Raw genomic sequence first — 14375 nt, forward strand, 5'->3', positions numbered from 1 at the left:
ATCATTACGAATTATAAAAATGGAGGAATTTAATATGACAAAAACACTTTTTCATAACTTTTCATTATTTGACGGTCGGAGACCTGAAAATGATCAAAATGCTTGGTTCGTCGTTGAGAACGGCAAACTAGTGGATCGAGGAACTGGTAACACGCCTAAAGCTGAAGAAGAAGTTAATTTGAAAGGTAAGTTTGTTATGCCCGGCTTCTTTAACGTCCATTCCCACTTAACTTCTCGACCAGATACGTTTGACGGCGGCTTTAATATGTCTGAAACGGAAGCATCATACTTGGCAGTGACGCACTTACGCCAAATGCTTAAGTCCGGCGTCACATATGTTCGAGAGTGTGGCGATTCATACGATGTAGATATCAAATTAAAGCGGCTAATGAAAGTCGGCATGCTCAAACATGTTCCTGAACTCAAGCCTTCTGGTAAAGTCATGTCAATGACTGGTGGTCATGGTGACGGCCCCCACATGGCTTATCTGACCGATTCACCTGATGAAATGCGCAAAGCGGTTCGAACGGCGTTAAAAAATGGTGCTGAAGTTATCAAAATGATGGCAACTGGTGGTGTCATGACCCCTGGTGACTTTATGGCAGATCCCCAACTATCTGTAGCCGAAATGCGGACTGGCGTTGAAGAGGCCCACCATAAAGGCATTCGTGCTTCTGCCCATGCTGAGGGTAATCCGGGGATTCAAAACGCCCTAGATGCTGGAATGGATTCATTGGAACATGGATTTTATGTAAATGAATCTGAATGCCAACAGTGTCTTAAGCAAGGAACTTTCATTACCCCAACATTAATTGCTGAAATGAATATCCCTAAATATGGCAAAGGAAAATTACCTGAATGGGAAATCAAAAAGTGCGAAGATGCTTTGGATGATACTTACGTTAACTTCAAACGGGCATTTAAAATGGGCGTTCGCTTTACATTGGGAACTGACGCCGGAACGCCATTCAACGGCTTTGATAAAACGCCAGAAGAATTTGAGTACCTGACCAAGATTGGCATGACACCAGCCGAAGCCTATCAATGTTCCACATTAAATTCGCCAGAATTATGTGATGTTGCCGCTACTCACGGAACACTAGAGGTTGGGAAATTCGCCGATTTCTTGGTACTCGATGAAGATCCCCTCCAAGATGTTAAAGCTGTCCAACAAGAAAACAAGCAAGTTTATCTGCATGGCGTTCGCGAATTTTAATTCCTAATGACCAAACGACTGGTACAAGATATTTCACCCTGCCAGCTATCAATTGAGCAACTAATCTGTATAAATAAATTCCCCTTCTCAATTCCAACTACAAAGAACAACTACTGCCACACAAAACTTATGTTTGTGCTTTACAAGCGGGTTATCCAAACACTTTAAACTGTAACTGTTTGGATAACCCGCTTGTCGTTTGAATGCCAACTAGGACAGTTTGGCAACTTATCGTTGGCCGCTTTTATTTTGACGACCCACTTTCCCTCGATGAAAGTAATAATCCCCTTTGCCTTACTTTTCCATCTGAAATATAATGATACAAAGGGGTGTTTAATTTGTTTGTAATCCTGATACCAACCCTCATCATTTTAGTTTTACTTGGGGGAACATTATGTACATATTTAATTCGCAATCGAAATTCGTCATTACTTGGCTGGTTAGTCAACTTATCGTTAATTACGTTATTAATATTGCTGGTTCAACTGATCTCGATTTATAACAACGTCACTTTGGGAATCATCGTTGGCGTTATTATTGCCGCCGTGGGGTTAATTATTTTTCTAGGCTTAACCTTAAGCTTTATTTTTTTATTCGCAAATGCCCTGATTGTTTGGCAACGGGAAAATCACAGCTTATCCAGTTCATTGACATTAATTGCTGGAATCGGCGTTATCTTAGTGGATATTTTCGTCTTCTTTAATCCATTTCGGACACCAACACCATTACAAACGTTTATCATAGCGTTTTTAACGATGGTAATTGTCTACGTTCTCCTAACCGTCTGGAATACAATTACGTCAATGATCGTGTATCATTGGTATTTCCCCAAAAAGGACAAAGATTACATTATCGTTTTAGGCAGTGGTCTAGTAGACGGTTATAAGGTTGGCCGGCTGCTCGGTAACCGAATTAACAAAGCAATCGACTTCTATCATGAACAGCTTCAGAGCACCCATAAACGGGCCAAGCTCCTCTTTTCCGGCGGCCAGGGATCGGATGAAAAGCTGCCAGAAGGGGTTGCCATGCAAAAATACGCTATCGAACACGGTATTCCAAAAGCTGACACGCTTGTAGAAGCGCAATCGGTTAATACTGATCAAAACATGCGGTTTTCAGAAAAAGTAATTGAAAATGACGGTGGTTCTAAGGATAGTAAAAAAATCTTTGTGACAAATAACTTTCACACCCTGCGAGCAGGAATTTTAGCCCACAAACAAAAAATCCAAGCTTATGGCCTTGGTGCCAAAACGCCATTTTATTATCTACCAAATGCCGTCATTCGTGAATACCTGGCGCTTTTTGTCATGCACAAACGATTTCACATCACGATGCTTATTTTAATGTTTGCCCTTTCGGTTATTTTAGGGATCGGGGCGTTCTTTGTCCCTGCCCGCTAAAAGACTAATTTTATTTGAGGAGAACTTCATGTCACAATATATTCACGTCATTTATACCGCCGCGATTTTCTTTCCAATTATCGCGCTGATCATCACGTTACCAATTCTAATTGTGAACTACCATCGTTACGGCGCCTTACCTAAATGGAATATTTTCATGCTCTACACGTTTGTTTTTTATATGATTTGCGCGTACTTTTTGACGATCCTGCCACTGCCGTCCAGAAGTTTCGTAGCCCATTTAACAACGCCAACTCACAATTTCGTTCCATTCACGTTTGTGACCAATTTTTTTAAGTACAATCCATTTTCATTAACCCATCCTGGAACCTGGTTGGCAGCTTTAAAAGCCCCAACAGTTATCCAGCCGGCATTTAATTTATTGTTAACCCTGCCATTCGGCTTTTATCTCCGTTATTATTTCAACCGAAACTGGAAACAAACTATCCTGTTAAGCTTTTGCCTCTCGCTATTTTATGAACTCACCCAGTTATCTGGTCTGTATGGAATCTACCCGCGTCCCTACCGATTATTTGATGTTGATGATTTGCTGCTAAATACCTTGGGAGGCCTCCTAGGAGGTGGCTTGGCCAGCTTATTCAGTAAAGTCCTACCAAGCAAACAAAAAGTCAGGCAATCAGCCGCCGCTCGGAGTCAAAACGTTTCGCCGCTTCGCCGTGGAACGGCCCTGGCAGTTGATTGGATTATTATTGCCATCATCAGCGATCTGTTAAACCTCATCATCGGCCCCCGCTGGCTCTTAACGTTCATTGCCTGGGCTATTTTAATTATTGGCGCAGAAATCGCTAACCAACGAACAATTGGCATGCGGGTTGTCGGCATCCGCTTAACGAATCAATTTGGTCAGGCAGCCTCCAGTCTTCAAATTATTTTACGAAACGCGATTGCTTATGGTATTATTGGCGGCACTTTTGCCATTCAAGGCCGTTTATTAGATATGACTGGTTACGCACCCGTTTCTGAACTGACAACGATTAAAAACATTGTCCTTGCACTTTCATTTGTCCTCTTATTAATTTTAGTGGATCTGTTAATCGAAACGTTTTCTCAAAAGCACCGGCTATTTTTTGAACGCTTAAGTGGAACTGATACTAAAGCCAGCAGGTATCATTAAGCGTAAAAAATGGCCAAGTCATTTTCATTTTCGCCGTTACTCAATTCATCATGAACCGCTGAATTAAAGCCGAGAACACCCCTAGTTTAATAGGTGGTTGATCTCGGCTTTTTAATAACTTAACGCCAATTTTTGTTTCTTGGCCCGAATGGCTTCAAACTTATCAATCGATAGCGCTGTTTGTTCGCCAGTCCAGCAATCGTTGTAGTAAATCGCTTGCTGATCAAATCCCGTCATGAGCAACGCATGCGTATTAAACCCATCAAAATCGCCCACCCAGACTACGATGGGATGCTTGGTATTATTGAGAACTGTCATGAGCTGTTCAATTGACTGGCCGCTCAAGTTTACCGCGTTCCCCGCATATTTAGACACTAACGGCATCAAAGCCGACGGGTAAATACTATCACCGCTTTTTGAAAACGGATCGCCAACAAAGCCTCGGTTGGGATCAGTTCGATCATATGGCATTTCTTGGGCTAATTTTACTTTATCAAGATTGACGCCTGCATATTGCAGCATCATGGTGACTGCCGTAATTTCGCAGCCTGTTGGCAGTTCCGGCAGTTGCTTGATAAGTGGGACGATTAGTTTGAGTGTTTGCATGATGAACCTCTTCTCCGTAGTCAAAAAACCACTATTTTCTCAAGATCATAATCTGTTTATTCATATGAATCAACACAAGTCATGGATTACAAAATTCATGGCTTCTTTTGCTGTTTGCCAATTAATAGTTCTGCAAAATAACCTTTGATAATTTTCTCAATCACTTTATGATACCGATCGCTTGCAATTCCCGGATAGTAGCTTAGGTAAATGTTTCGAAAAAGCTTGGGTGGTTCGATATGTAACAGCTTAACATGGGATAAATCTGGATTGGCCCACGAATACTCGGGAATTAACCCAACACCAAAATTCTCAGCAATTAGCCCCCGCAATGTTTCTCGATCACTTGTCACAAAAGACGGTTTCAGCACAACTTTATTTTCCATAAAAAAGGAATCGATTGTTCGCCGTAAAGGACTACTGCCGGTTAAAATAAATTGCTGCTGTCGAAGTTGGTCAACTTTAACGCTTGATAGTTCAGCAAGTTTCGATGCTTCACTGACCGCAACCATTATCTCTTCTTTGACCAATAACTGATTAGCATTTCCCTTAACCGGGTGGGTACTGAACTCAAAATCATAATGTTCTAATTGGTTACTTTCAAGCCCATGCTGAATCAATTGAATGGTTACTTCCGGCAATTTTTCTTTAATTCGGTGTACGATTCCTGGAATCATCGGTGACGACGTTTCAAATCTAAAGGTAATCTGTCGATTTTTATCTGAAGAAATCTGCTGAATTCTGTTGACCGAACTATCGATAATATCAACTGCTTGTTGAATGTCATTTTGAAAGATATTTCCTATTTGACTTAATTTAAGCGCATTACCATTCCGAGTAAATAACTGCACATGCAACTCATCCTCAAGTTCTTTGATACTTCGGCTTAACGATGGTTGAGATACATGTAAATGACGTGCAGTTCGAGAGATATTCTGTGTTCTAGCAACTTCTAGAAAATACCTTAATTGCAAAAATCTCATATAGATCTCCTTTTACCATAACGATAGTGATATACGGTATGCCAATTATTGTAGTGTACACGGCTCAAAATGTGCACTATTATTTTCATAATCTTAATTTTTAATTAGATTACTCACATCTTTTTATTATAATCGAAAGGAGTCTTAATTTGAATCGTCGAGATACCTTTATTGAAACCAAGCTTCCAAAATTCAAAAGTATTCTAGCAAACCTGATTAAGCTAAAAAGCATTAGCGCAACGAATGACGGCATCTCTGAAACGGTCACTTATTTAAAGAAACTGCTAACCAGTTTGTTGGCTGCGGACGTTGACGTCATTCAAACATCCGGCTCACCCACAATTGTTGCAACGATAGCTGGTTCAACGGCAGAAACCGTTTTGTTTTACGGCCACTACGATGCTATGGTTCCTGGTAACGAAGCGCTTTGGCATACCCCGCCTTTCCGCCTTACTGAAAAAGATGGTCGCCTGTATGGACGAGGCGTTGGTGATAATAAAGGGCAGCTGTTAGGACAAATAGTTGGATTGTATACCTATAAACAGTTACATGGCACCTTCCCTTTTAATATTAAATTATTGATCGAAGGCGAAGAGGAACAAGGCAGCCTGAACTTACCGATTACCGTTCAGAAGTTAGCCGCAACTAAGTTAAAGGATGTTGATTACGTCATTGTAATTGATGGTTCATTTAATCAATCCGGTACCCACGTATTACGTCTAGGCAATCGGGGCGCACTTGGCTTTGAACTTACCGCTTACACAGGAAATCAAGATAATCATTCCGGTAATCTAGGCAACATTATGAAAAATCCTGTATTGCTGTTAATCCAATTGATTAATCGATTAATTGATGTCGATTCAGGGCACGTTAAGATTCCCCACTTTTATGATGGCGTCGAGCAACCAACGGCTAGGGATCTGGCATGGATGGAAAAGCTCCCTTATGATCCCAGTGACATTAGTAAACAGACTGGTGTTTTAAGGATACCCAAAGAATCAATTAATTATTATCAAAAATTAATGTTTGAGCCAACATTCAACATTTCCGGGATCACATCCGGTTATACCGGTAATGGGATGAAAACGATTATCCCCCACGCTGCAACGGTTAAAATTGACTGCCGTCTTGTCGCCGCTCAAAGCATTCAAAAAATTCAAAAATCAATTATCGAACTGCTTAAACCCGAACTAGACGACCATTGCGTCTCCTTTAAGCCGCTAGTAAAGGTGCCGGCCAGCAAAACCAATCCAAATGATTCACGAATTTCCTTAATTATTTCAGCAATCAAGGAAGCGACTGGGGATGCTTTGGTCGAACCGGTAATGCCAGGAACCGTTCCCAATTATGTTTGGACTGATATTTTAAAAGTGCCAGCCTTTACAATTCCCTACGCAAACTTCGATCAACACAATCATGCTCCTGACGAAAATATCACTCTCCGCGCATTTATTGATGGTATCAAAATATCGTATGAACTAATTAATCATTTAAAAAAGTGAGGTCATTTTTATGGAAAAAACATCCCCCATTGCCGAAAGGGAGAACAGTACCCCTAAGAAACCCGTTTCTACGTTTATCTTACTTTATGCCGCCTATATCATTTGCTTTATTGACCGTTCATCAATCAATATTGCCCTATCATATATTGGGACAGACTTTCATTTGAGTACAGCGACCCTTGGGGTAGTTGCCAGTGCCTTCTTCTTTAGCTATTCATTCATGCAAATTCCTGGTGGTTGGCTAACCGACAAATTTGGAACCAAGCAAACCGTTATTTTTGCAATTACCATGTGGTCATTATTTACAATCTTGACTGGATTTGCCTGGTCTTTAGTTTCTTTGCTACTGATTAGATTTCTTTTTGGAATTGGTGAGGGCGCTTACCCTTCAGCAAGCCTCAAACAAATTTCTGAAGAAACTTCTTATCAACGTCGCTCTCAGGCAACCTCTGGCATTGTTTCTTCCAATTATGTGGGCGCGGCAATCGCGCCGATGATCATGGCACCTATCATTGCAGGTGTTGGCTGGCGAGCTTCATTTCACGTTATGGGAATTATTGGACTGGTTTTTGTTTTCGTTTATATCCTTATCTTGCGGCCGATTAAGCCGGTCACAGCTAGTTCGAATTCTTCAGTCAAAACTAAAATCCCGTGGTCAAAAGTTTTATCCAGTTCCCTTATTTGGAAATTTTTCACCATCGTGTTTGGCCTAAGCATTATTACCAAGGGCCTTGATACTTGGATGCCAACTTATTTATTACAAAGCCGCCACATTAATCTAGCTGGAATTGCTTGGCTGGTCCCACTGCCTTCAATTGCTGCTGGAGTCGGTGCCATTATCAGTGGCTGGCTTATGGTTCACTTCTTTGCTAAAAAGGAAAAGTGGTTCATTGCCTTTGCCAGCTTACTCGCAACCATCTTTATGTATGGCATGTATCGATCATCTTCATTAGCCAGTGTTATTTCCTTTGAAGTCCTTACCTACTTTTTCAAATCAATTGCCTTTAGCGGTAGTTTTGCATTTTTTGCTTCACTTTTAACTAAACGAGCATATGGCTCTTCAATTGGAATCGTTAACTTTGGTGGCCAGCTTGCCGGCTTTTTAGCACCAATTATCATCGGGATCCTGGTTGAAAGCTTTGGTGGCTCATACAGCATTGCTTTCTTATTCTTGGTATTTGCTGCCGCAATCGCATTCGTTGCTTCATTAACCTTAGGTAATCAAGAATTACAAGCAAAAAAGCAAACCGCAATTAAAGATTATCAAACTAACTAACCAAAGGAAGCCTTCTTATGAAAATTATAAAAGCAACTTTAAGAAAAGTAGATCTACCCCTGCGAACCCCCTTTCAAACCAGCTTTGCAACGATGACTCACAAAAAATGCATCATCCTAGAACTTCAAGACGCAGACGGTACAACTGGCTTTGGTGAATCCTCCGCTTTTGATATCCCATTTTACAATGAAGAATTTAGAGATGGCAGTTGGGAATTAATCAAAAATTTGTTGCTTCCAAGGATTCTCGACAAAGAGATCAGCCATCCTGATGAGATCTATCAATTATTTGCTGACATCCGAAAGAATAACATGTCAAAATCTGCCGTTAATTGTGCCCTTTGGGATATTTTTTCCCAGCAAAATAACGTCACGTTGGCATCAGCGCTTGGTGGCATCCGCAAGCGGGTCGAGGTCGGTGTTAGCATCGGTATTCAACCCTCTCCAGCTAAACTAGTTGAAGTCGTTGGCGGCTACTTAGCCGATGGATATCGTCGAATCAAGATGAAGATCAAGCCAGGTAAAGATTACAATTATTTACACGCAGTTCGTACTGAATTTCCTGACGCTATGCTAATGGCAGATGCAAATTCAGCATACCGATTAAGCGATATCGATATGCTGAAAAAATTGGATAACCTCAATTTAATCATGATTGAGCAACCCTTAGAACCTGGTGATTTAGTCGATCATGCAAGCCTGCAAAAGCAACTCAAAACCAAGGTTTGTTTAGACGAAAGTATTACTTCATTAGAAGATACCAGAAAAATGATCCAACTTGGAAGCGGTAAAATTATTAACATTAAAGTTGCCAGAGTGGGTGGCTTAACAATTGCTAAGCAAATTCAGAAACTAGCTTTAAAAAATGGTATCGAATGCTGGTGTGGCGGGATGCTTGACTCGGGAATTGCCAGAGCAGAAAACATTGCTGCCGCAACACTACCTGGATACACCCTGCCGAATGATATTGCAGCATCTGAACGCTATTATGACCACGACATCGTGACCCCTATGATCCCCCTTAATGGCACTTATGTTGATGTCCCCCACAAAATTGGCATGGGATATGATATTAACTGGGATAATTTGAAGCGTTTTACAGTTGAAGAGCAAACTGTTGAAATGAAGGCGAGTTTAATTTAATAATAACGATGGTAAATGAATCAAGCTATTTGTATGAACAAGAAGCCAGAACACATTCGTGGAACTACTACCCGAAGTTTCTAGCTTCTTTACTTGTATAAATTATTTTAAGGAAAAATCACTCCAGTCGTTGCTACCATTGGTTGCTCAAAAAAACTACCAGTGGCTAGATACCAACCACTGGCAGTTTAAATTTTTAACACATTAAATCGAATGTACCTCCTACGCTTCACGTCTTGCATCTGCATCCTCAACCAAGCCTTCGTTTTTTAACTGTGCATCGATGCCGCGCATTGCTTCTGCCTCATCTTCACCAGCTACTTGAATTTGAATGTCACTGCCATTCGGAATTCCAAGTGACATCACACCCATAATCGACTTCAAATCTGCACGCTGACCTTTATAAAATACGGTAATATCTGCTTGATAGTCGTTAGCGGCCATTACTAATTGGGTTGCTGGCCGGGCCATAATACCAGTTTCGGCATGCACTCGATAAGCTTTTTCTAACATACTGATCTCCCTCTTTCAAATTGATATATTAATTCTATTAACAAGATTGATTATAGCACTTAGTGTAAGCGATTTCATCTCAATAATCAACAACTTTTTTACGTAAAATGGCATCTAAAAAATGATATTTTAGTAAATCTTTATGAAGTTAAGGTATTTTTATAACGATTTAGGTTGATTGCACTGCTTTGAAATGCAATTGCTTTCGCTTTTCCGCTGGCATATACTCAAAACAGATTTCTAATTATCCGTAATTAATTATTAAAGTATCCGAAAAATGACTTACTGAAGGGATGAACTTCCGTGCGCTTTTTACATACCGCCGACTGGCACATTGGCCACCGGCTCCGTGGCTTTGACTTAACCGATGAACAACAAAATGCTTTTGACCAAATCGAACAAATTGCGATTGAAAAAAAAGTCGATGGCATCATTATTGCCGGCGACCTTTATGATCGTTCTCTGCCCGCCGAAGATTCAGTAGCGATGCTCAACCAGATGATTGAAAAATTGAATTTAGACGATCATTTCCCAATCTACGCGATTTCTGGCAACCATGATAGTGCAACGCGACTGTCAACTGGGACTAAGTGGTTTAAAAACACCCAGTTTTATTTACACACTAAATTGACGCAAGCCTTTCAGCCGGTTGAATTACCTGATACCCAGATTTTTTTGCTGCCCTACTTCGCCCCATTTGATGCCCAGCAATACTTTGGGGACGATTCCCTGAAGACCTTGGACCAAGCGTTTATTCCGGTTGTCGCTAAGATGAAAACTTTGTTTGACCCCAATAAGAAACATCTCCTTGTCGCCCACTTTTTTGCGGCAGGTAGTACCCATACCAAATCCGAGACCCAAGTACACGTTGGTGGATTGGCCGCCGTCCCGGTATCCCTGCTCAAAGATTTCGACTACGTGGCGCTGGGCCACCTTCACGGCAAAGATGCTTTGCACGCCGACAATGCCAGATACAGCGGTTCGCCGGTGAAGTTCTCTTTGTCAGAAGCCAACCAGCAAAAGGGCGTTTTCATCGTTGACACAGACGACCCGTTATCATTTTCGTTTAAACCAATTAAACCACTGCGCGACGTCCAACGACTGACCGAGACGTTTGCCAACCTGACCAGCAAAGACTTTTACAAGCAACTGAATTTAGATAATTACTATGGCATTACGTTAAAGGACACAAAACCAATCGTCAACGTCTTGGCCCGCCTGCGAGACATTTATCCCCACGTCATTTCATTAGATCGTGAAAATGGTTATGACACAACGGTTGATTACAAAGGTGAAAGTGGCAAGAAGATCCGCCAAAAGGATCCAATGGTACTGTTGGCAGATTTTTATCAACAAATTGCCAAGGAAGATTTAACGGATCAACAGAAACAATGGGCCAAAGCCGCCCTCAAAATCGCAAATAATGGAGGTCAAAACTCGTGAAGCCTTTAAAACTCAAAATGCAAAATTTCGGCCCATATGCCAACGAAACGATCGATTTTACCGCGCTCGACAAGACGCCGGTGTTCTTGATTTCGGGAAATACCGGCAGCGGCAAGACCACTATTTTTGACGCGATTACTTTTGCGTTATTTGGCTATAGCATCACCAATGAGCGTGATCCGCAAAGCTTACGGTCCGATTTTGCCGACTTGGATTCGCCAACCGAGGTTGAACTGACCTTCGAGCACCAGGGAAAAACTTACGTGATCAACCGCCAGCCCAAGCAGCTTCTCAATAGGAAACAGGGCGATGGGCAAATACTATACAAAGCCAAGGGACGACTTCGTTTTTATGAGGGCGATAAAAAGGTCAATGAAACCACCAAGATTCAGGAAATTGGCAACAAGATTGAGCAAATTCTTCAACTCAACCGCGAGCAATTCGTTCAGATTGTGCTGTTACCGCAGGGAGATTTTCGCAAATTTTTGGCAGCCGACAGTCATGACAAGGAAGCCTTACTGCGAAAAATTTTCCATACCGACCTTTACAGCCGTTGGAGTGAGGCATTAAAGGATCAGCTGAAAAGCCAAAGAAATGATTTCAAACAGTGGCAGCGCACCATCGAAGATAATTTAGCCGCCATTCAGTGGGTCGAGGCGCCGGCAGACATTGCCAACCAGCCTACTGAAGACCAGATTGCCGCGCTCAAGCAGCAGCAAAAGCACGCCAAAGCGGTGTTGGATGACCTTGACAGCCAATTTAAACAGCTTAACGCCGCAATTACCAAGCAAACCACTCAAATGGCGACAGATAAACAAATGAATCAGCAAATCCACGACTTGAGTCGACAACGCCAGCAACTCAAAGAGCTAACCGCCGAAAAACCAAGGTTCACGAAGCTCGCCGATCAAATCGGTCAATTGAAATGGGCCAAGGACCTTAAAAACAGCCACGACCGGTTTCAAGAAATTCAAAGCGATTTGCAGGGCTATCAGGAAAAATTGGCTAAATTACAACAACAACTTACCAGTCAACAAGCTGATCAAACCCAGGCAATTCAAGCCAAGGCTAAGCTAGCCGACCAGCAAGATCACCAAACTAAGCTGAATAAGGAGCTGCCAATTTTAACTAAACAACGGGAGAATTTTCAAAAAGTTGCCAACCTTCAACTGATCGTTAATCAAGCAACTGCCAAGTGCAACTCAAAAGCGCAACAGCTTCAAACCCAACGGGAAACGATCGCAACGCTGACCAAGCAAGCCGACCAGATCAGCCAGGCGCTCAAGCAGATAGACGGCTTAAAGGAGCAGCAATACCAGCTGCAGCACAAGCAGGACCTCATTCAAAATGAGACCAATCAGCTGGACCAATTGAAGGCCAGCCAGCAGGATAATCAGCAACTAGCCGCTAAAATCAACCAAAGCCAAGCAGCCTTGGCGACGTTTGAACAGGCAGTGGCCGAGGATCAAAAGACCTACGATGACTTGCGCAACGACTGGCTGCGCAATCAAATCAAGAATTTAGCCGACCAGCTGATCCCAGGGACCCCCTGCCCGGTTTGTGGCAGTACCGACCATCCGGCACCGGCCAAAGTCGCAACTGCAACCCGGCCGGTTTCAGATAGCGCATTAAAGCGGGCCCAACAAAAATTACAGACCACTCAAGCTCAAAAGAGCGGTCAAGAAGCCGAGCTGCGTAACCAGCAAGCCCAATTCACCAAGCAAACGAAGCAGTTCCAACAACGGCTAGTCGACTTTGCCGCCAAATTAAAGCAGCAGCAACTCATTGAAGTGTCAACCACTCAACTGGCCGAATTAGATGAAGCATTAACCAACCAAGCTACCCAAACAACCCGTCAATCGGCAGCCGTTAAGCAGCAGCTGGCCGAGTTAGCCAGCCAAGCCGACAAACAGAATCACATTCAACAGCAACTCTCAACTTTAACCACCAATTCTGAACAGCTTGCCCAAGCGCTTGATGCCGCCAAAGCAGATCAAGCCACCAAAATCGGCCAACTAAAAGCACTTCAAGCCGAGCTGCCGACCAATTTTAAAAATCAAGCCGAGTTGGATCGCTACATTGCTCGCCTGAAAGCTGAGATCAACCAATACAATAAAGCCGTTGAAACCAATCAAGTAGCGCTGACCAAGATTGGCAACCAGCTTGCTTCAACCAAGGCAACCATCGCACAAATTAACCAGTCAGTTGATTCCAGCAAGGCCACCCGAAATCAAATTCAGGCAACCCTCACCGCAGCGATTCAACAACAATTCGGCGCCAACGACTGGGCACCGTTTGTAGGTTTACTACAACAGCTCCCCCACCTTGCAACCGCTCAAAAACAGCTTGACGATTATCACCAGCAAATGCGTGATTTGACGGTGACGATTCAAACCAATCAAAAGCAGGTTGGCAATCATCAGTTGGTCGATATTGATGAGGAAAATAAGGCATTGGATCAGCTCAATCAAAAGTCGGGGGATATCCAGAAGCAACGAGCCGACCAAACCGACCGCTACATTTCTAATCGAAACGTCCTAAATACGATTACCAAAAGTTTCAAGAATATTCAAACTCAACAAAAACAATTCACCGAATTAGAGCAGCTGGTTTCGACGGTTTCGGGCAATAACGATGCTAAGCTGGGCTTGGAACGCTATGTCTTGCGGGCTCAGTTGGCTGAGATTCTCAATGTTGCCAACGAACATTTAAAGCAGTTAAGTTCCGGCCGCTATCACCTCCTATTACACAAAGAATCCGGTACCTATCAAAGAGATACCGGACTCGAAATTGATGTGTATGATGATACGGTCGGCGAAACCAGGAGCGTCCACACCCTCTCAGGTGGCGAAAGCTTCATCGTCGCGTTGTCGTTGGCCCTAGCCCTGGGTGAAGTGATCCAAAACGAAGCCGGCGGCATCAGCATTGATACGTTGTTCGTCGACGAAGGCTTCGGCAGCTTAGACCAAGACTCGCTCGCTACCGCCATGGCCGCCTTGGAAAACATCGAAAGCAGCAACCGCACGATTGGCATCATCAGCCACGTGACGATGCTCCAAGACAGTATTCCTTACCAAATTCGGGTGCGGGCTGTCGGGCAAGGGAAGAGTGAGGTGTCGGTGGTGGGAGTGTGAAAGTTAGTCTAATGAACGTCGGTTT

Annotated in this window: 11 protein-coding genes; 8 read left to right on the forward strand and 3 right to left on the reverse strand. The window is 42.8% G+C overall.

Annotated features, from left to right (window positions below; all coding sequences use genetic code 11):
• Positions 1-34 precede the first annotated feature (34 nt).
• The 3 genes from YK48G_RS06505 (at position 35) to YK48G_RS06515 (ending at position 3751) form a co-directional block, all read left to right on the forward strand.
• Positions 35-1216 carry a metal-dependent hydrolase family protein gene (locus YK48G_RS06505; protein ID WP_203629907.1) on the forward strand — a complete coding sequence of 394 codons (1182 nt, stop codon included), beginning with the start codon at positions 35-37 and terminating at the stop codon, positions 1214-1216.
• A 338-nt stretch (positions 1217-1554) separates the two neighbouring features.
• Positions 1555-2616 (forward strand): YdcF family protein, encoded by a 1062-nt coding sequence (locus YK48G_RS06510; RefSeq protein ID WP_203629908.1) that lies wholly within the window; start codon positions 1555-1557, stop codon positions 2614-2616.
• Positions 2617-2644: 28 nt separating this feature from the next.
• Positions 2645-3751, forward strand: coding sequence for a VanZ family protein (locus YK48G_RS06515; protein WP_203629909.1), 1107 nt, complete (start codon positions 2645-2647; stop codon positions 3749-3751).
• A 111-nt stretch (positions 3752-3862) separates the two neighbouring features.
• On the opposite strand, the gene YK48G_RS06520 is transcribed toward YK48G_RS06515, so the two are convergent.
• Together YK48G_RS06520 and YK48G_RS06525 are read right to left on the reverse strand one after the other, a co-directional pair.
• Positions 3863-4357 (reverse strand): C39 family peptidase, encoded by a 495-nt coding sequence (locus YK48G_RS06520; RefSeq protein ID WP_203629910.1) that lies wholly within the window; start codon positions 4355-4357, stop codon positions 3863-3865.
• 95 nt (positions 4358-4452) lie between these two features.
• Complete coding sequence (locus YK48G_RS06525; RefSeq protein WP_203629911.1) at positions 4453-5340, reverse strand: LysR family transcriptional regulator; 888 nt, start codon at positions 5338-5340, stop codon at positions 4453-4455.
• Positions 5341-5489: 149 nt separating this feature from the next.
• On the opposite strand from YK48G_RS06525, the gene YK48G_RS06530 reads away from it, so the two are divergent.
• Genes YK48G_RS06530 through menC form a run of 3 tightly spaced genes read left to right on the forward strand, consistent with a single transcriptional unit; the run spans position 5490 to position 9260 of the window.
• Entirely contained in the window at positions 5490-6842 is a 1353-nt protein-coding gene (locus tag YK48G_RS06530; protein ID WP_203629912.1) for a M20/M25/M40 family metallo-hydrolase, read from the forward strand.
• A gap of 10 nt (positions 6843-6852) precedes the next feature.
• Positions 6853-8118, forward strand: coding sequence for an MFS transporter (locus YK48G_RS06535; RefSeq protein ID WP_203629913.1), 1266 nt, complete (start codon positions 6853-6855; stop codon positions 8116-8118).
• Positions 8119-8135: 17 nt separating this feature from the next.
• Positions 8136-9260 carry an o-succinylbenzoate synthase gene (menC, locus tag YK48G_RS06540; RefSeq protein WP_203629914.1) on the forward strand — a complete coding sequence of 375 codons (1125 nt, stop codon included), beginning with the start codon at positions 8136-8138 and terminating at the stop codon, positions 9258-9260.
• Between the two features lie 222 nt (positions 9261-9482).
• Here menC and YK48G_RS06545 read toward each other — a convergent pair whose 3' ends face one another.
• The gene (locus tag YK48G_RS06545) at positions 9483-9773 is read right to left on the reverse strand and encodes an HPr family phosphocarrier protein (RefSeq protein ID WP_203629915.1); all 291 of its coding nucleotides are present in this window, start codon (positions 9771-9773) and stop codon (positions 9483-9485) included.
• 303 nt (positions 9774-10076) lie between these two features.
• Here YK48G_RS06545 and YK48G_RS06550 point away from each other — a divergent pair, with 303 nt between their 5' ends.
• Positions 10077-11216, forward strand: coding sequence for an exonuclease SbcCD subunit D (locus YK48G_RS06550; RefSeq protein WP_203629916.1), 1140 nt, complete (start codon positions 10077-10079; stop codon positions 11214-11216).
• Complete coding sequence (locus YK48G_RS06555) at positions 11213-14350, forward strand: SbcC/MukB-like Walker B domain-containing protein (protein ID WP_203629917.1); 3138 nt, start codon at positions 11213-11215, stop codon at positions 14348-14350. The genes YK48G_RS06550 and YK48G_RS06555 overlap by 4 nt, the downstream gene beginning before the upstream one ends.
• Positions 14351-14375 lie beyond the last annotated feature (25 nt).

This window comes from Lentilactobacillus fungorum (assembly GCF_016860605.1).
Lineage (GTDB): Bacteria > Bacillota > Bacilli > Lactobacillales > Lactobacillaceae > Lentilactobacillus > Lentilactobacillus fungorum.

Excerpts from the sequence above, each read along its gene's own strand:
- YK48G_RS06505 (WP_203629907.1), top strand. The coding sequence starts at position 35 with ATGACAAAAACACTTTTTCATAACTTTTCATTATTTGACGGTCGGAGA.
- YK48G_RS06515 (WP_203629909.1), top strand. The coding sequence starts at position 2,645 with ATGTCACAATATATTCACGTCATTTATACCGCCGCGATTTTCTTTCCA.
- YK48G_RS06520 (WP_203629910.1), bottom strand. The coding sequence starts at position 4,357 with ATGCAAACACTCAAACTAATCGTCCCACTTATCAAGCAACTGCCGGAA.
- YK48G_RS06525 (WP_203629911.1), bottom strand. The coding sequence starts at position 5,340 with ATGAGATTTTTGCAATTAAGGTATTTTCTAGAAGTTGCTAGAACACAG.
- YK48G_RS06535 (WP_203629913.1), top strand. The coding sequence starts at position 6,853 with ATGGAAAAAACATCCCCCATTGCCGAAAGGGAGAACAGTACCCCTAAG.
- menC (WP_203629914.1), top strand. The coding sequence starts at position 8,136 with ATGAAAATTATAAAAGCAACTTTAAGAAAAGTAGATCTACCCCTGCGA.
- YK48G_RS06545 (WP_203629915.1), bottom strand. The coding sequence starts at position 9,773 with ATGTTAGAAAAAGCTTATCGAGTGCATGCCGAAACTGGTATTATGGCC.